The sequence below is a fragment of the Paraburkholderia kururiensis genome, from assembly GCF_034424375.1.
GTDB lineage: Bacteria > Pseudomonadota > Gammaproteobacteria > Burkholderiales > Burkholderiaceae > Paraburkholderia > Paraburkholderia kururiensis_A.
The window spans coordinates 4162354-4180309 of sequence record NZ_CP139965.1 but is presented as its reverse complement, the minus strand read 5'-3'; the positions used below and the strand labels follow the sequence as shown (position 1 = coordinate 4180309).

At 67.3% G+C, this 17956-nt stretch carries 15 protein-coding genes; all 15 read left to right on the top strand.

Going from position 1 to position 17956, the window contains the following annotated elements; translation table 11 throughout:
• Positions 1-147 precede the first annotated feature (147 nt).
• The 15 genes from motA to flhA all read left to right on the top strand — a co-directional run bounded on the left by motA (position 148) and on the right by flhA (position 17952).
• Positions 148-1008, top strand: a complete 861-nt coding sequence (gene motA, locus U0042_RS18795) for a flagellar motor stator protein MotA (protein ID WP_017772160.1) — start codon at positions 148-150, stop codon at positions 1006-1008.
• Between the two features lie 22 nt (positions 1009-1030).
• Positions 1031-2101: a flagellar motor protein MotB gene (motB, locus tag U0042_RS18790; protein ID WP_114813768.1), complete on the top strand. Its 1071-nt coding sequence runs from the start codon at positions 1031-1033 to the stop codon at positions 2099-2101.
• A gap of 7 nt (positions 2102-2108) precedes the next feature.
• On the top strand, positions 2109-2486 hold the full coding sequence (locus U0042_RS18785) for a response regulator (RefSeq protein ID WP_114813766.1): 378 nt from the start codon (positions 2109-2111) through the stop codon (positions 2484-2486).
• Between the two features lie 93 nt (positions 2487-2579).
• Positions 2580-4886: a chemotaxis protein CheA gene (cheA, locus tag U0042_RS18780; protein ID WP_114813764.1), complete on the top strand. Its 2307-nt coding sequence runs from the start codon at positions 2580-2582 to the stop codon at positions 4884-4886.
• Between the two features lie 45 nt (positions 4887-4931).
• Positions 4932-5468, top strand: a complete 537-nt coding sequence (locus tag U0042_RS18775; protein ID WP_114813762.1) for a chemotaxis protein CheW — start codon at positions 4932-4934, stop codon at positions 5466-5468.
• A gap of 239 nt (positions 5469-5707) precedes the next feature.
• A complete protein-coding gene (locus U0042_RS18770; RefSeq protein WP_114813760.1) occupies positions 5708-7675 on the top strand; it encodes a methyl-accepting chemotaxis protein in 1968 nt (655 codons plus the stop codon).
• Between the two features lie 110 nt (positions 7676-7785).
• A complete protein-coding gene (locus U0042_RS18765; protein ID WP_114813758.1) occupies positions 7786-8733 on the top strand; it encodes a CheR family methyltransferase in 948 nt (315 codons plus the stop codon).
• Positions 8730-9512 (top strand): chemoreceptor glutamine deamidase CheD, encoded by a 783-nt coding sequence (gene cheD / locus U0042_RS18760; RefSeq protein ID WP_114813755.1) that lies wholly within the window; start codon positions 8730-8732, stop codon positions 9510-9512. The genes U0042_RS18765 and cheD overlap by 4 nt, the downstream gene beginning before the upstream one ends.
• Positions 9513-9517: 5 nt before the next feature.
• Complete coding sequence (locus U0042_RS18755; RefSeq protein WP_198665383.1) at positions 9518-10600, top strand: protein-glutamate methylesterase/protein-glutamine glutaminase; 1083 nt, start codon at positions 9518-9520, stop codon at positions 10598-10600.
• A 67-nt stretch (positions 10601-10667) separates the two neighbouring features.
• Positions 10668-11063 (top strand): chemotaxis response regulator CheY, encoded by a 396-nt coding sequence (gene cheY / locus U0042_RS18750; RefSeq protein WP_026120914.1) that lies wholly within the window; start codon positions 10668-10670, stop codon positions 11061-11063.
• 1 nt (position 11064) lies between these two features.
• Positions 11065-11787, top strand: a complete 723-nt coding sequence (gene cheZ, locus U0042_RS18745) for a protein phosphatase CheZ (protein ID WP_114813750.1) — start codon at positions 11065-11067, stop codon at positions 11785-11787.
• A gap of 508 nt (positions 11788-12295) precedes the next feature.
• Positions 12296-12862, top strand: coding sequence for a DUF2844 domain-containing protein (locus U0042_RS18740; RefSeq protein ID WP_114813748.1), 567 nt, complete (start codon positions 12296-12298; stop codon positions 12860-12862).
• A gap of 60 nt (positions 12863-12922) precedes the next feature.
• Positions 12923-14191: a DUF3443 domain-containing protein gene (locus U0042_RS18735; RefSeq protein ID WP_327204989.1), complete on the top strand. Its 1269-nt coding sequence runs from the start codon at positions 12923-12925 to the stop codon at positions 14189-14191.
• Between the two features lie 408 nt (positions 14192-14599).
• Entirely contained in the window at positions 14600-15856 is a 1257-nt protein-coding gene (gene flhB, locus U0042_RS18730; protein WP_114815271.1) for a flagellar biosynthesis protein FlhB, read from the top strand.
• Positions 15853-17952: a flagellar biosynthesis protein FlhA gene (gene flhA, locus U0042_RS18725; protein WP_114815270.1), complete on the top strand. Its 2100-nt coding sequence runs from the start codon at positions 15853-15855 to the stop codon at positions 17950-17952. Before flhB ends, flhA begins: the two co-directional genes overlap by 4 nt.
• Positions 17953-17956 lie beyond the last annotated feature (4 nt).

The window sequence follows — 17956 nt, the reverse complement described above, 5'->3', positions numbered from 1 at the left end:
TCGGATCGCCCGGAAGTCGCCGTCGCCTCTGGGTTTACACCGGCGCGACGTCCCCCTTTTCCACCAAAGTTTTCCGCTGCACTGCCGTAAACCGGGTAAACGACGCGGCCAACAACGGCCTCGCTCGATTCTTGTGAGGGCTCGGCAGTGCTGATTTTCGTGGGAACACTCGTAACGCTGTTGTCCGTCTTCGGCGGCTACGCGCTGGAGGGCGGTCATCTGGCCGCGCTGGTGCAGCCGGTCGAAGTGCTGATGATCGCGGGCGCCGGTTTCGGCGCGTTCATCCTCGGCAACGGCATCAAGACCATCAAGGCGACGGCACGCGTCATTCCGACCCTTTTCAAGGGGTCGAAATACAACAAGGACGTGTACATGGAGCTGATGGGCCTGCTTTACGTCCTGCTCGCCAAGGCGCGCAAGGAAGGCACGCTCACGCTCGAAGCCGACATCGACGATCCGGACAAGAGCCCGATCTTCACGCAGTACCCGAAGATCCTGGCCGACCGGCACATCGTGGAATTTCTGACCGATTACCTGCGCCTCATGGTGGGCGGCAACATGAACGCTTTCGAGATCGAAAGCCTCATGGACGAGGAAATCGAAACGCATCACTCGGAAGGCGAGGCGCCCGCTCATGCGCTCGCGAAGGTCGGCGACGCGATGCCGGCGTTCGGTATCGTGGCCGCGGTGATGGGCGTGGTGCACACCATGGCCTCCGCCGACAAGCCGCCGGCGGTGCTGGGCGAGATGATCGCGCAGGCGCTCGTGGGTACCTTCCTCGGCATTCTGCTGTCGTACGGCCTGATCGGGCCGCTCGCGAGCCTCGCGGAGCAGCGCGTGACGGAGTCCACCAAGATGTTCCAGTGCATCAAGGTGACGATTCTCGCGAGCCTGAACGGCTACGCGCCGGCCATTGCCGTGGAGTTCGGCCGCAAGGTGCTGTTCTCCACCGAGCGTCCGTCGTTCGCCGAGCTCGAAGAGCACGTGCGTCGCGTGAAGGCGAAGTAACCAGGGCGCGCCGGAGCACCGAATGAGCAAGGACAAGGATCGCGCCATTGTCGTCAAGCGTGCTGCCCCCGCGAAGAAGGGGCATCACGGCGGCGCGTGGAAGCTCGCCTACGCGGACTTCATGACCGCGATGATGGCGTTCTTCCTGCTGATGTGGCTGCTGAGTTCGGCGTCCACCACGCAGCTGAAGGGCATCGCCGAGTATTTCAACCAGCCGCTCAAGATCACGCTCTGGGGCGGCGACCGCAGCGCAGAGGATTCGAGCATCCTGCGCGGCGGCGGCCGGGACATTTCGACGGACCAGCAGGGCATTACGCGCATGAGCGACGGCTCCACGTCGCACGCCGAGCATAGCCAGTCGCGCGCCGACGACCAGGCCATGAAGCAGCTGCAAGGCGAACTGGAGCGTCGCGAGCAGGTACGCCTGCACGACCTGCAGGTGAAGCTGATGGCCGCGATCGAGGCGAACCCGGTGCTGCGCCAGTTCAGGCAGCAGATCCGCATCGACTCGACGCTCACCGGCCTGCGCATCGAGATCGTGGATACGCAGAAGCGGCCGATGTTCGCCACGGCGAGCGACGAGGTGGAGCCGTACATGCGCGACATCCTGCGCGAGATCGGCAAGACCTTGAACGACGTGCCGAACCGCATCGTCGTGCAGGGCCACACCGACGCCGTGCCGTACGCGGGCGGCGAGAAGGGCTACAGCAACTGGGAGCTTTCAGCGGACCGCGCGAACGCGTCGCGCCGCGAGCTGATTGCAGGCGGCATGGACGAAGCGAAGGTGCTGCGCGTGCTGGGACTCGCCTCCACGCAGAACCTCGTGAAGGACGATCCGCTCGCGCCGGAAAACCGTCGTATCAGCATCATCGTGCTCAACAAGAAGTCGGAAGAGGCGCTGACGCGCGACGACACGACCACGACGACGCTCTCGGACGACGCCGCGGGCGCGGGCCGGCAGCTGTTCCCGAAGATCGCGCCGGAGATGGCGTCGGCGCCCGTGCAGGCGCGGCCGCAGCCGCCGCTGATCCAGGAACCGCACCCGGCGCAGCAGCAACAGGCGCAGCAGCAACACGAACAGGCAGGGCAGTGAGGACTTCATGATCAGGAACATTCTGGCGATCGACGATTCGGCCGCGATGCGGCAAATCATCTCCGCCACGCTGACGGCGGCCGGCTACGAGGTCACGGTGGCGTCGGACGGTGAAGAGGGGCTCGAAAACGCGCTGGCGGTCCAGTTCGACCTCGTGCTCACGGACCAGCACATGCCGCGCGTGAGCGGGCTCGATCTGATCGGGCGGCTGCGCAGGAACCCGGCGTACCAGAACACGCCCATCCTGCTGCTGACGACCGAAGACAGCGAGCCGTTCAAGGACGCGGCGCGTGCGGCGGGCGCGACGGGCTGGATCGAAAAGCCCGTGGACCCGGACCTGCTCACGGACCTCGTCGCGTCGCTGTCGGAACAGGAAGCGTCCTGACGGGAGCGACCCGGCCAGCAGACCGGCCAGACTCGCGGAAGGCAACGGACAGCATACGAAGTACAGACCCAGATATCTCGCGGTGAACCAGGCATGACACTCGACATCACACAGTTCTATCAGACGTTCTTCGACGAAGCGGACGAACTGCTCGCGCAGATGGAGCAGCTCCTGCTCAATCTGGACATCGGCCGGCCCGATCCCGAAGACCTCGCAGCGATTTTCCGCGCGGCGCACTCCATCAAGGGCGGCGCGGCCACGTTCGGCTTCACGGCGCTCACCGAGACCACGCACATTCTCGAATCGCTGCTGGACCGCGCGCGCAACAACGAACTCGTGCTGCGCAAGGACATGATCGACACGTTCCTCGAAACGAAGGACGTGCTCTCGGGCCAGCTCGCCGACTATCGCGCGAGCGCCGAACCGGACGCCGCCGCAGCCGCCGCCGTGCGCGCGAAGCTGGAGCGGCTCTACGCCGAAAGCCGCGGTGCGGCCGCGCCGGAGGCGGCGCAGCCTGCCGCTGCGGCGCCGGCCCCTGAAGCGGCACCTGCGCCGGCCGCGCCCGCACCGCAAGCCGTGGCGGCCGAACCCGCCGCGAGCGGCCCGGCCAACGGCGCGCCCGACCACGTCGTCGATGAAGCCATTCAAGCCGCACCGTCGAGCGCAGGCGCAGCCGCCGGCGCCGACGCGGCAGAAGGACCCCACCTGAAAATTACGCTACGGGGCGTAGGGGAAAAGGACCAGGAACTGCTCGTCGAAGAACTGGGCAACCTCGGTCACATTGCCGGACAGGCAAAAGAAGGGAACGACCTCACGCTGTGGGTCGACACCGACGTGCCGTCCGACGACATCGTTGCCGTGTGCTGCTTCGTGATCGATGAAAGTCAGATCTCGATTGGCCGCGGCTCCGCGCCGGGACAGGGCGAACAGCAGGGCGAGCCTGGAACGCCTGCCGCTGCCGCTCATGAACCGGCGTTGCCGGCAGCGGTCGCCACGCAACCCGTTGCGCCGCCGCCCGCCACTTCTTCGAATCACACCGATGCCGCAGCGAGCCAGCCGGCCGCGCCCGCAGCGTCGGCACCCGCTGTTCCCGCGCCGGCACCGGCAGCCGCACCGGCCGAGCCCGCCGCCGCAGCGGCCAAGCCCGCAGCCGCCGCCGCTTCGGCGGAAGAGCGCAAGGCGCGCCCCGCCGCAGCGGCCGCGGGCAGCGAAGGCAGCTCCATTCGCGTGGGCGTCGAAAAGGTCGACCAGCTCATCAACCTCGTCGGCGAACTCGTCATTACGCAGGCCATGCTGGCCGAAACCACCAGCACCTTCGACCCGGCGCTGCACGACCGGCTCTTCAACGGCATGGCCCAGCTCGAGCGCAATGCGCGCGACCTGCAGGAAGCCGTGATGTCCATCCGCATGATGCCGATGGATTACGTGTTCAGCCGCTTCCCGCGTCTCGTGCGCGACCTCGCGTCGAAGCTCGGCAAGGAAGTGGAACTGGTCACGTTCGGTCAGGCGACGGAACTCGACAAGAGCCTGATCGAGCGCATCATCGACCCGCTCACGCACCTCGTGCGCAACAGCCTCGACCACGGCATCGAAACGGTGGAAGCACGCCGCGCCGCAGGCAAGGGCGCCACGGGCCAGCTCGTGCTCTCCGCCGCGCACCACGGCGGCAACATCGTGATCGAGGTGAGCGACGACGGCGCCGGCCTGCGTCGCGACAAGATTCTCGCGAAGGCGATGAAGCAGGGCCTGCCCGTCTCCGACACGATGACCGACGACGAAGTCTGGCAACTCATCTTCATGCCGGGCTTCTCCACCGCCGAACAGGTCACCGACGTGTCGGGCCGCGGTGTGGGCATGGACGTCGTGAAGCGAAACATCCAGGCCATGGGCGGCCACGTCGAGATCACTTCGCACGCGGGCAAGGGCACGACCACGCGCATCGTGCTGCCGCTCACGCTCGCCATTCTCGACGGCATGTCGGTGAAGGTGGGCAACGAGATCTTCATCCTGCCGCTCAACTTCGTGATGGAGTCGCTCCAGCCGCGCAACGAAGACATCTACACGGTCGCCAACGGCGAGCGCGTGGTGCGCGTGCGCGGCGAGTACCTCCCGCTCGTGGCGCTGCACGAGGTGTTCTCGGTGGAAGGCGCGCGTACGGATCCGACGCAGGGCATCGTCACGATTCTCGAGACGGAAGGCCGGCGCTTCGCGATGCTGATCGACGAACTGGTCGGCCAGCAGCAGGTGGTGGTGAAGAACCTCGAGACGAACTACCGCAAGGTGCACGGCATTTCCGCCGCGACCATCCTCGGCGACGGCAGTGTCGCCCTGATCGTGGACGTGGCGGCATTGAATCGCGAGACGCGCGCGGCGCACGGTTCGCTCGCGGCGCTCGCATAAGCAAACCTATTAACCGAATCTTTTCCCAACCGTTTGGGGGCTAACGTGGCAGAAGTCCAATCCATCCAGAACAGCGGCGCGAGCGGCGGCGCCCTCGCGCATCGTCGCGACGCGCAGCAGGCCGAGGCGGGCGGTCAGGAATTCCTCGTCTTCACGCTGGGCGCGGAAGAGTACGGCATCGACATCCTGAAGGTGCAGGAAATTCGCGGCTACGAAAGCGTGACGCGCATCGCGAACGCGCCCGACTTCATCAAGGGCGTGATCAACCTGCGCGGCATCATCGTGCCGATCGTCGACATGCGCATCAAGTTCCACCTGGGCCGCGTGGAGTACGACCACCAGACCGTGGTGATCATCCTGAACGTCGCGCATCGCGTGGTGGGCATGGTGGTGGACGGCGTGTCCGACGTGCTCACGCTCCAGACCGACCAGATCATGCCGGCGCCGGAATTCGGCGCGACGCTCACGACCGAGTACCTCACGGGCCTCGGCACCGTGGACGGCCGCATGCTGATCCTGATGGACATCGAAAAGCTGATGACGAGCCGCGAAATGGCGCTCATCGAAGCGCTGGGCGTATAAGCCCGACGCGAACCAGTTATGCCGGGGGGCGCAGTCGGCGGTGACGGATGCCTGCGGGCTCGCAGCAGGCGGGCGTTCGTTGCCTGACCGGGGAAAGCAGTGAAAAAGGGTGCAAGCCGACAGGACGCAGTTCACGAGAAGCGGCGCAACGCCTGAATCGAACGAACGGGTATGAACACGCGCATGTGCGCGCACGGTTTTCTGGCAGGACAACTGCAGCTCAAGTGAGGAGTATGACGATGTTGCAGAAGTGGTCGATCCGCACGACCTTGACGGTGGTCGGACTCATTCTGGTCGCGCTGACCCTCGTGGTGGGCGCGCTGGGGCTCGTCGCGCTTTCGCGTGCGAACGGCTCCATCGAAACGATTGCGCACGGCGACCTCGTGGCCATTCGCGCGCTGAACGACGCGTCGTCGTTGATGCTGCGCACGCGGGTGGCGATCGATCGCGTCAGCACGCTCACGGCGGGCGGCAACACGGACGAAGCGAAGAAGGTGCTGGACCGCGCCCAGGAGCTGTACGGCAAGTCCAACGAAAACTGGAAGACGTTCCTCGATACGCCGAAGGCCGGCATCGAGCAGACGACGCTCGACGAACTCGGTACCAAACGCACGTCGCTGCTGCGTGACGGCGTGGACGCAGAACTCGCCGCACTGCGTGCAAGCGACCTCAACGCGTACCACGCGATTGCCGACACGAAGATCAGCCCGATGTTCGTCTCCTACGACAACACCGCCGCGCAGATCGTGAAAGCGTTGCAGGACCACGCCGAGAACCAGCAGTCGAGCGCGCAATCGCAGATCGGCCTGATGCAGACGCTGATCGGCGCCGTCATCGTGGTGGCGCTCGTGATGGTGGTGGCCATCCGCCTGATGCTGCGCGGCCTCATCGTGCAGCCGCTCGCCGACGCCGCGAACTGCTTCGAGCGCATTGCCGCCGGCGATCTCACGCAACAGATCGACGTGCGCAGCAACAACGAAATCGGCCGGCTGTTCGGCAGCATTCGCCGCATGCAGGAGAGCCTCGCGACGATGGTGCGGTCCGTGCATACGAGCACCGAATCCATCGATACCGGCGCGCGCGAAATCGCCATGGGCAACACGGACCTCTCGCAGCGCACCGAGCAGCAGGCGGCCTCGCTCCAGGAAACGGCCTCCAGCATGGAACAGCTCACCGGCACGGTGAAGCAGAACGCCGAGAACGCGCGTCAGGCGAGCCAACTGGCCGTGAACGCGTCGGACATCGCAACGCGCGGCGGCGAAGTGGTGAGCCAGGTGGTGCACACCATGCAGGACATCGCGTCGAGTTCGAGCAAGGTGGTGGACATCATCGGCGTGATCGAAGGCATCGCGTTCCAGACCAACATCCTCGCGCTGAATGCGGCGGTGGAAGCCGCCCGCGCGGGCGAGCAGGGCCGCGGCTTCGCCGTGGTGGCGGGCGAAGTGCGCAGCCTCGCGCAGCGCAGCGCGAGCGCCGCGAAGGAAATCAAGGAACTCATCAGCGACGCGGCCGGCAAGGTGGACAGCGGCTCCGAACTGGTGGGCCGCGCGGGCACCACGATGGACGAGATCCTGCAGGCCGTGCGCCGCGTGACGGACATCATGGGCGAGATCAGCGCCGCGTCCGAAGAGCAGTCGAGCGGCATCGAACAGGTGAACCGTGCCGTCGTGCAGATGGATACGGTCACCCAACAGAACGCGGCGCTCGTGGAGCAGGCCGCGGCCGCCGCGGCATCGCTTGAAGAACAGACGCGACAGCTGCAGACCGTGGTGGGCGGATGGCGCGTGGCCGGCGGGCAGCGCCCGCAGGCCTCGTACAGCGCGGCAAAGCCGGCAACGGCAACGGCCGCAGTAGCGCCGAAGGGTTCGAGCGCAGGCGGCGCGTTGGCGACGTCGGCGAAGACGGTATCGACGAGGGCCAAGGTTGCGACGACGTCGCGCGCGGCGGCGAGCAAACGTGGCGCACCGGCATTGAATGCGGAGAAGTCCGCAGCGGCCGAAGCGCAGGGCGCCAACGCGGCGAGCGAAGCCGCGAGCGCAGCCAGCACGACTGGCGCCGCGCCGGCTCATGCCGCCACGGCACAGGCTCCGAAGGCCGCGCCGGCGCCCCGCACCGAGCCGTTGTTGAGACCGAAGACAGGTGCATCCGCCGCAGCGTCGCGCGCAAGCGAGACGAGCGCCTCGGATGCGGATTGGGAAACTTTCTAGCAGGCATGCCGCGATTGCAGGCAATTACCAGGCCCTTACCCGGTAGTTGGCAGGCATGTCCCCACGAACGGGAACAGGCGCAAAGCCTTGCATGACAGGCACGAAACATCATGATGGCGAGGCGCACACCACAGTCCACCCAGCCCGATCTGTCTGACCGGCAGAAAATGGGCGAGCCGGGCCGGGACTTCGAGTTCACGTCGGCGGACTTCGCACGCATTCGCGAGCTGATCCACCGCCGGGCGGGCATTTCGCTCTCGGACCACAAGCGCGACATGGCATACAGCCGTCTCGCGCGGCGTCTGCGGGCGCTCGGGCTCGACACGTTTCGCGACTATCTCGACCAGCTGGAAGCCACCAACGATCCGGCCGAGTGGGAAGCGTTCACGAACGCGCTCACCACGAACCTCACCGCGTTCTTCCGCGAGGCGCATCACTTCCCGATCCTCGCCGACTTCGTGAAGCGCCGTCAGCAGCCGGTGTCGGTGTGGTGCTCGGCGGCGTCGACGGGCGAGGAGCCGTATTCGATCGCCATGACGCTCGTGGAAGCGCTCGGCGAGCAGGCCGCGCGCCACGCCACGGTGCTCGCTACCGACCTGGACACCCAGGTGCTCGCCAAGGGCGAGGCCGGCGTCTACGCGTTCGATCAGGTGAAGCATCTTTCGCAGGAGCGCCTGAAGCGCTTCTTCCTGAAGGGCACCGGCGCGCACGCGGGGCTCGTGAAGGTGCGGCCCGAACTGCGCGCGATGGTGCGCTTCGAACAGCTCAATCTGACGGATGCCGACTACGGCTTGCGCACGCAGTTCGACGCGATCTTCTGCCGCAACGTCATGATCTATTTCGACAAGCCGACTCAGTCGCAGGTGCTTTCGCGCTTCGAGCCGCTCGTCAAGCCGGGTGGCCTGCTGTTTGCCGGCCACTCCGAGAACTTCACCTACGTCACCCAGGCGTTTCGCCTGCGCGGTCAGACGGTCTACGAACTCACGCGCGATAGCGCCGAAAGCACGCGCAGCGGCGCGCGCGCCGGAGCTGCGGCAATGAGCGGAGCGATCGCATGAGCACGACATTGCCGGTTGCCACCAACCTGTACTACGACAACCACTTCCAGCGCCCCGGCGTGAAGCTGCTGCCGAACGAGTTCTACATGACGAGCGAAGACATGGTGCTCGTCACGGTGCTCGGCTCGTGCGTGGCGGCGTGCATTCGCGACCGCACCGCGGGCATCGGCGGCATGAACCACTTCATGCTGCCCGACGACGGCGCGGACGCGGGTCAGGCCGCGTCGGACTCCATGCGCTACGGCGCGTATGCGATGGAAGTGCTCATCAACGAGATGATCAAGGCGGGCGGCCGGCGCGAGCGCTTCGAGGCGAAGGTGTTCGGCGGCGCGGCCGTGCTGGCCGGCATGACGACCATCAACATCGGCGACCGCAACTCCGAGTTCGTGCGCCGCTACCTCGCGCTGGAAAAGATTCCCATCGTGGCGGAAGACCTGCAGGGCGAGCATCCGCGCAAGGTCGCGTTCCTGCCGCGCACGGGCCAGGTCATGGTGAAGAAGCTGCGCCTGCAGCAGGACCCGAGCGTGGCCGAGCGCGAACAGGCGCTTGCGCGGCAAACCGCCGAAGCGCGCGCCGAACGTCTTGCGAGAGCGCGCGCCCGTGTCGAACTCTTCGGCGGCCCGCAGGCTGCCGCTGCACGCCCCGACTCGCCTCGCGCCGGCCCGGCCGGCGCGCCTGCGCGCCCGGGCGGCGCCGCGAAGCCGCGCATCGAGCTGTTCGGTGCGCGCTCCCGCCCCAACAACCAGGACAACAACGCCAAGACAGTAGAGGAGGCGTGACAGCTGTGCAAACGATCAAGGTTTTGTGTGTGGACGACTCAGCGCTGATCCGCAGCCTGATGACGGAAATCATCAACAGCCAGCCGGACATGACGGTGGTGGCAACGGCGCCGGACCCGCTCGTCGCGCGCGAGCTCATCAAGCAGCACAACCCCGACGTGCTCACGCTCGACGTGGAAATGCCGCGCATGGACGGCCTCGACTTTCTCGAGAAGCTGATGCGCCTGCGGCCCATGCCGGTGGTGATGGTGTCGTCGCTGACCGAGCGCGGCTCGGAAATCACGCTGCGCGCGCTCGAACTGGGCGCCGTGGACTTCGTGACCAAGCCGAAGGTGGGTATTCGCGACGGCATGCTCGAATATTCCGAAAAGCTCGCCGACAAGATTCGCGCCGCGGCTCGTGCGCGGGTTCGCCAGGCCGCGCCCGCGCATGTCGCGGCGGCGGCCGCAGGTGCCGGCGCGGCGGCGCCGCTCATCAACAATCCGCTCGTGAGTACGGAAAAGCTCATCATCGTGGGCGCCTCCACGGGCGGCACCGAAGCCATTCGCGAAGTGCTCGTGCCGCTGCCGCCGGATGCGCCCGCGGTGCTCATCGCGCAGCACATGCCGCCCGGTTTCACAAAATCTTTTGCACAACGGCTCAATGGTTTGTGCCGGATTACCGTTAAAGAAGCTGAGCACGGCGAACGCGTGCTGCCGGGCCATGCGTATATCGCCCCGGGCCACGCGCACCTGCTGCTCGCGCGTAGCGGCGCGAACTACATCGCCCATCTGTCCGACGACCCGCCGGTGAACCGGCACCGTCCGTCGGTGGACGTGCTGTTCCGCTCGGCGGCCCAGCATGCGGGCAAGAACGCGATCGGCGTGATCCTGACCGGCATGGGCCGCGACGGCGCGGCGGGGCTGCTCGACATGCGCAAGGCGGGCGCGTACACGCTTGCCCAGGACGAAGCGAGCTGCGTCGTGTTCGGCATGCCGCGCGAGGCCATTGCGATGGGCGCCGCCGACGAGATCGCGCCGCTTGCCGACATGAGCCGCCGCGTGATGGCGCGCCTTGCGTTGATGGGCGACCGCGTGCAGCGCGTATGATGCCGTTCGGCTGCGTCGCGAACGGGCGCGCGTACGCCGCACACACAATTTGCACAGAGGAACCAAGATGGATAAGGGAATGAAAATTCTGGTGGTGGACGACTTTCCGACGATGCGCCGGATCGTTCGCAACCTGCTGAAGGAACTGGGCTACGCCAACGTCGACGAGGCGGAAGACGGCGCGGCCGGGCTCTCGCGCCTGCGCGGCGGCGGCTACGACTTCGTGATTTCCGACTGGAACATGCCGAACCTGGACGGTCTCGCCATGCTGAAGGAAATCCGCGCCGACGCGAGCCTCTCGCACCTGCCGGTGCTGATGGTGACGGCCGAGTCGAAGAAGGAAAACATCATCGCGGCGGCCCAGGCCGGCGCGAGCGGCTACGTGGTGAAGCCCTTCACGGCTGCCACGCTCGACGAGAAGCTCAACAAGATTCTCGAAAAGATGGCGAAAGCCGGGAGCTGACGTGAACCAGCCGACCAGTGCGAAAGCCGCCACGCCGCGCGAGGGCGGCCACGAGGAAGCGGGTGAACTCGCAACCGACCGCATTCTTGCCCGCATCGGACACCTGACGCGCACGCTGCGCGACTCCATGCGCGAGCTCGGGCTCGACAAGCACGTGGAACGCGCCGCCGAAGCCGTGCCGGACGCCCGCGACCGCCTCAAGTACGTAGTCGCGATGACCGAACAGGCCGCCGAGCGCGCGCTCAACGCCATCGAGATCGCCAAGCCGTTGCAGGAACGCATGGAGCGCGACGCCGGTGCGCTCAACGAGCGCTGGGCGCGATGGTACGAAGCCCCGCTCGGCCGCGAAGAAGCCCGCACGCTGATGGACGACACGCGCGCGTTCATCAACACGGTGCCCGACGCCACCGCGGCGACCAGCCAGCAACTGCTCGAAATCATGCTGGCCCAGGACTTTCAGGATCTGACGGGCCAGGTGATCAAGAAGATCATGGACGTGGTCTACGTGATCGAGCAGCAATTGCTGGGCGTGCTCGTGGAGAACATCGCGCCGGAGCGCCGGGAACAGTTCGCGGCCACGGCTGCGGCGCTGGCCGCCGCCGAGTCGTCGACCGGCAGCCCCGAAGGGTTGCTCAACGGCCCGCAGATCAATCCCGAAGGCAAGGCCGACGTCATGCAGGACCAGTCGCAGGTGGACGACCTGCTGGCGAGCCTGGGGTTCTAGCCGGCTGCTACTGCCTCCAGTCGGCTTCTTGCCCGGGTTGTCGCTCGTAGCCGGCATGTAGTCCGGCTTTCGGCCGGAGTCCGGCCCGAGCGTGGCCGACTTCGGTCGGGCTTCAGCCAGGGGGCTCGGCGTTCGCCCAGGTTGGCCCCTGGGTTGGTCCCGGCTTGGCCCCGCGCTTTGACCCGGGTTCGCCCCGGGGTTTGCCCAATCCCCACCGCCGTCTTTTCGCTTCCGATCTTCCTCTCCCGCAAGCCGGGGCGGCCGCCTGTGCGGCACGCCCCGTGCTTCGCTTCCCCGGCCTTGAGCGCGGACTGTCTGTTTGGCCGCCCGTCCCAAGCGCAGGCATACTACGCCGTACGCCCGGCCTCGCGCGGCGCTCATGCCGCAGCTCAGCATCGCTTGCCGCCCAGCGCGCGGGACCGAGGCGCCGCGGCACAGCGTCGTCTGTCTGGCCGGCGTTGCGCCCCCTCATCACAGCGGCCCACCCAGGCCGTGCATCGGGAGGACTATGAGCGCGCTGAACCGAATCACGCGCGGCGTCGCAGCGACGTCGCTCACACTTGGCTGTTGGCTCTTGGCCAGCACGAACGCCTTTGCCGGCTTGGGCGCCGCGCCCATGACGACGCCCGCGGGCGCCGCCGTCACGGGCGTGACGACGCGCTCGCCCGGCGCGGCCTCCACCTCGGCGTCCACCGTTGCGCGCGCCGCGACGCAGGCTTCCTCCTCGGGCATGACCTCGGGCGGCGGCACTGCCGCCGCTTCCTACACCGTGCGTGAGACCAGGCTTGCCAGCGGCACGGTGGTGCGCGAGTACGTCGGACCGGACGGCACCGTGTTCGGCGTGGCGTGGCAGGGTCAGCAGATGCCCGACCTCTCCGCGCTCCTGGGCACCTATTTCCCGCAGTACCTGGCGGGGCTCAAGGCGAACCGGGCGGCCGGCGCTGTGCGTGGCCCCGCGACGGTGGAGCAGAGCGGCCTCGTCGTGCATTCGGGCGGCCACATGGGCGCTTTTTCGGGCCAGGCGTGGCTGCCGCAGGCGCTACCCGCGGGCGTGAACACGTCCGACATCCAGTGACAAGCCGGCATACACAGGCCGAACAGGCTCAAACAGGCCACCGGGCCAGGGAGACATAGCGTGCGCATCGGACTTCGTAACGGATTCGCCGGGCAGGTCGCGGCCCGGTTCGTCAAATGGGGGCAGGTGGCCACGTTCGTCGTGGCGGCAGGCATCGTCGCGGCCTGCGGAGGGGGAGGGGGCGGCGGAGGAGGTGGTGGTGGAGGGGGCGGCGGCACGCCGAGCGCGGCCAACACCGTGCCCGTCACCGTGGACCGCGGGCTCTTCGGCGTGGTCAACATTCCCAGCGTGAGCGTGACGATCTGCGTGCCCGGCACCTCGACGTGCCAGACCATCGATCACGTGCAGCTCGACACCGCGTCCTACGGGCTGCGCGTGGTGAACACGGCGCTCAATTCCACGATGCTCGCCCAGTTGCAGCAGGCGAGCGTGGGCGGCCAGCCGCTTGCCGAATGCCCGCACTTCGCCGACGGCTACACCTGGGGCAGCATCCGCAACGCCGACGTGAAGCTGGGTGGGGAGACGGCCGGCAACATCCCGGTCCAGGTGATCGGCGACATGGGCAGCAGCACGGTCCCGCAGGACTGCCAGAACTTCGGCGTGGGCAACAACACGGCGCAGGACCTGGGCGCGAACGGCATTCTCGGCGTGGGCGTGGCGCCTGCGGACTGCGGCGCCGCCTGTGCCGGGTCGGCCGCGAGCAGCAATTACTACACGTGCCCGGGCGGTCTGACCTCCACCACCTGCACGGCGACCACCGTGCAGATCGCCCAGCAGGTCGCCAACCCCGTGCCGCACTTCGCCACGGACAACAACGGCGTGATCCTCGAGCTGCCGCAGGTCTCGGACTCCGGCCAGGCGTCGGCGAGCGGCACGCTCGTGTTCGGTATCGGCACGGCGGCCAACAACGCGATGACGGCTTCGCAGCAGTTCCAGACCACGCAGTGGGGCGACCTGGTGGGCAGCACGTTCAACGGTGCCACGGTGACGGCGTTCCTCGATTCGGGCTCCAACGGGCTTTTCTTCGAGGACAGCGCGTTGCAGCAGTGCGGGAGCAACTTCCAGGGCTTCTACTGCCCGTCGTCCACCCAGACGCTCAGTGCCACCCTGCTAGGCGCCAACGGCACGAAGGCCACGGTGAACTTCAACGTGGCGAGCGCCTCCGCGCTGTTCGGCAACGGCAACAACTTCGCCTTCAACGACCTGGCCGGCACGATCGGCTCGGCCACCACGCTCGACCTCGGCCTGCCGTTCCACTTCGGCCGCAACGTCTTCGTGGGCATGGACCGCACGGGCTCGGGCGGATCGGCGCCGTTCGTCGCGTTCTAGCGCGAGGGCGGCTCTGGCTGGCCGGGCGCGGTCGCTCAGGTGGACCGGTTGGTCAGGCGGCTAGCGTCTACGCCGGGCGCCGACCGCTGACCGCCGACCGCGCCAGCCTACGGCGGCTTTCGGCGCGGCCGAACTCGCCCTGACGGGCCGCCCGACCCAAGCAGCCCTGCCCAGCGCGCCTTGCCGAGGGCGCCTTGCCGAGGGCGCCTTGCCGAGGGCGCCCGCCCTCCGCCCACCCGCCTGCGGGCTCCCCGTCCACCGTCCCCCGGACCGCACGCCCCCGCCCCGCCTCATCCGCCGAAATACCCCCGTTTCTCCGTCTTTATCCGTCGATCATCCATTGCGCAGCGCGGGAATAATCGCTCTCACTGAAAAAGGGCATTCCGCCGCGATCGACTGGAGAACCTGGTGGCAGAGGACAGCGACCTCGAAAAAACCGAATCAGCCACTCCCAGGCGCCTGGAAAAGGCGCGTGAGGAAGGGCAGGTGGCGCGTTCGCGCGAGCTCGCCACGTTCGCGCTGCTTTCGGCGGGGTTCTTCGGCGTCTGGGCGATGTCCGGGCCCATTGGTCTGCATTTCCAGACCATCCTGCGCAGCTCGCTCACCTTCGACCACGCCACCGCCTTCGACACCGGCCGCATGCTGGTGGGTGCGGGCGGCGTGGTGCGCGAGGCGGCCTGGGTGCTGCTGCCCGTGCTCGGCCTGACGGGCCTGGCCGCGCTGCTCGCGCCCATGGCGCTGGGCGGCTGGCTCTTTTCCACCAAGTCGATCGGCGCGAATTTCAGCCGGCTCGACCCCGTGGCGGGGCTGGGCCGCATCTTCTCGATCAACGGGCCGATCCAGCTCGGCATGTCGCTCGCGAAGACGGCGGTGGTGGGGCTGATCGGCGGCGTCGCGATCTGGCGCCACAAGGACGACATCCTCGCGCTCGCCACCCAGCCGCTCCTCACGGCGTTCGCCAACGCCACGCATCTGGTGGCCATCTGCTGCGCGATGACGGTGGCCGGCATGTTCGTGGTGGCCGCGCTCGACGTGCCGTACCAGATGTGGAGCTACCACAAGAAGCTGCGCATGACGAAGGAAGAGGTGAAGCGCGAGCACCGCGAAAGCGAGGGCGATCCGCACGTGAAGGCGCGCATCCGTTCGCAGCAGCGCGCCATGGCGCGCCGCCGCATGATGAGCGAGGTGCCGAAGGCCGACGTCGTGGTGACCAACCCGACGCACTTCGCCGTCGCGCTCAAGTACACGGACGGCGAGATGCGCGCGCCGAAGGTCATCGCCAAGGGCGTGAACCTGGTGGCCGCGCGCATTCGCGAAATCGCGACGGAAAACAACGTGCCGCTGCTCGAAGCGCCGCCGCTCGCGCGTGCGCTCTATCACAACGTGGATCTGAACCGCGAGATTCCGGGCCCGCTCTACGGCGCGGTGGCCGAGGTGCTCGCGTGGGTTTATCAGCTGCGCCGCTTCAAGACCGAAGGCGGCGAGGCGCCCGTCGCGCCCACCGAATTCGACGTGCCGCCCGAACTCGACAAGGGCGGCGTGTCCGACGAAGACGCCGCCGAGGAAGCCGCCGAAACGCTTTCGGGCGAAGGCGACGGCACTGGCTCACCGGGTGCCCCGTCCGGCGGCCGCAACAAACGTGGTAACGAAGGAGCCTCTGCATGAACGCCCGCACCGGTTTGCTCGCGCGACGCGCCGACGTGCTTCAGGGCACGAACCTGCGCGCGCTGGCGGGGCCGATCCTGATCTGCATGATCCTCGGCATGATGATCCTGCCGTTGCCGCCGTTCCTGCTGGATCTGCTGTTCACCTTCAACATCGCCCTTTCGGTGATGGTGCTGCTCGTGTCCATGTACACGATGAAGCCGCTCGACTTCGCCGCTTTCCCGAGCGTGCTGCTGTTCTCCACGCTGTTGCGCCTGTCGCTGAACGTGGCTTCCACGCGGGTCGTGCTGCTCGAAGGCCACACGGGCCCGGACGCCGCGGGCAAGGTGATCGAGTCGTTCGGCCACTTCCTCGTGGGCGGCAACTTCGCCGTGGGTATCGTCGTCTTCATCATCCTGATGGTCATCAACTTCATGGTGATCACCAAGGGCGCGGGGCGTATTGCCGAAGTGGCGGCGCGCTTCACCTTGGACGCGATGCCCGGCAAGCAGATGTCCATCGACGCCGACCTGAACGCCGGTATCATCAACGAAGAGCAGGCAAGAAAGCGCCGCTCCGAAGTGTCCCAGGAAGCCGAGTTCTACGGCTCCATGGACGGTGCCAGCAAGTTCGTGCGCGGCGACGCCATTGCCGGCCTGCTGATCATGGTGATCAACATCATCGGCGGGCTGATCGTGGGCGTCGTGCAGCACGGCATGGACTTCGCCGCGGCGGGCAAGAACTACACGCTGCTCACCATCGGCGACGGCCTCGTGGCGCAGATTCCGTCGCTCGTCATCTCCACGGCGGCGGGCGTGATCGTCTCGCGCGTGGCGACCAACGAGGACATCGGCACCCAGCTCACCGGCCAGCTGTTCACGAACCCGCGCGTGCTGATGATCACGGGCGTGATTCTCGTGCTGATGGGCCTGATTCCGGGCATGCCGCACTTCGCGTTTCTGGTGCTGGGCGGCGGCGCCATCCAGCTGGGCCGCGTCATGAAGAAGCGCGGCGAGGAAAAGAAGACCTCCGCCGCACTCGTGGACGTGGCGCCCGCGGCACTCGCGCCCGCCGAGAACACCGAGGCAAGCTGGGACGACGTCGCGCTCATCGACACGCTGGGCCTCGAAGTGGGCTACCGCCTCATTCCGCTCGTCGACAAGAATTCGGACGGCGAGCTGCTCAAGCGCATCAAGAGCATCCGCAAGAAGTTCGCGCAGGAAATCGGCTTTCTGCCGCCCGTCATCCATATTCGCGACAACCTCGAACTGCGGCCCAACGCTTACCGCATCGCGCTCAAGGGCGTGGAGGTGGGCACGGGCGAGGCGTATCCGGGCCAGTGGCTCGCCATCAACCCGGGGCAGGTCACGGCCGCGCTGCCGGGCACGCCGACCCAGGACCCGGCCTTCGGCCTGCCCGCCGTCTGGATCGACACGAACCTGCGCGAGCAGGCGCAGGTGTACGGCTACACCGTGGTGGATTCGAGCACCGTGGTGGCCACGCACCTGAACCACCTCGTGGTGACGCACGCATCCGAACTGCTGGGCCGCCAGGAAGTGCAGGCGCTGCTCGAGCGCATGCAGAAGGACACGCCCTCGCTCGTCGACGACCTCGTGCCGAAGGCGCTGCCCGTCACGACGCTGCAAAAGGTGCTGCAAAACCTGCTGGACGAGGCGGTGCCCATCCGCGACATGCGCACCATTCTCGAAGCGCTGGCCGAACACGCGCCGAAGATCAGCGACCCGCACGACCTCACGGCCATCGTGCGCCTCGCGCTGGGCCGCGCCATCACGCAGCAGTGGTTCCCGGGCAACGGCGACATGCAGGTGATGGGCCTCGACGCGAACCTGGAGCGCGTGCTGTCCCAGGCGCTCACGACGGGAGCGAACCCAGGCCTGGAGCCGGGGCTCGCTCATACGCTGCTGGAACAGACGCAGAAGGCGATGACGCGCCAGCAGAGCCTGGGCCTCGCGCCCGTGCTGCTCGTGCAGCACTCGCTGCGCGCCATGCTCGCGCGCTTCCTGCGGCGCAGCCTGCCGCAGCTGAAGGTGCTCTCCTACGCCGAAGTGCCCGACACGCGGCACGTCAAGGTGGTCAATGTGATCGGCACGGCTTGACGGG

Coding starts and splice junctions, on each gene's coding strand:
- motB (WP_114813768.1), top strand. CDS start 1,031: ATGAGCAAGGACAAGGATCGCGCCATTGTCGTCAAGCGTGCTGCCCCC.
- U0042_RS18785 (WP_114813766.1), top strand. CDS start 2,109: ATGATCAGGAACATTCTGGCGATCGACGATTCGGCCGCGATGCGGCAA.
- cheA (WP_114813764.1), top strand. CDS start 2,580: ATGACACTCGACATCACACAGTTCTATCAGACGTTCTTCGACGAAGCG.
- U0042_RS18770 (WP_114813760.1), top strand. CDS start 5,708: ATGTTGCAGAAGTGGTCGATCCGCACGACCTTGACGGTGGTCGGACTC.
- U0042_RS18765 (WP_114813758.1), top strand. CDS start 7,786: ATGATGGCGAGGCGCACACCACAGTCCACCCAGCCCGATCTGTCTGAC.
- cheD (WP_114813755.1), top strand. CDS start 8,730: ATGAGCACGACATTGCCGGTTGCCACCAACCTGTACTACGACAACCAC.
- cheY (WP_026120914.1), top strand. CDS start 10,668: ATGGATAAGGGAATGAAAATTCTGGTGGTGGACGACTTTCCGACGATG.
- U0042_RS18740 (WP_114813748.1), top strand. CDS start 12,296: ATGAGCGCGCTGAACCGAATCACGCGCGGCGTCGCAGCGACGTCGCTC.
- flhA (WP_114815270.1), top strand. CDS start 15,853: ATGAACGCCCGCACCGGTTTGCTCGCGCGACGCGCCGACGTGCTTCAG.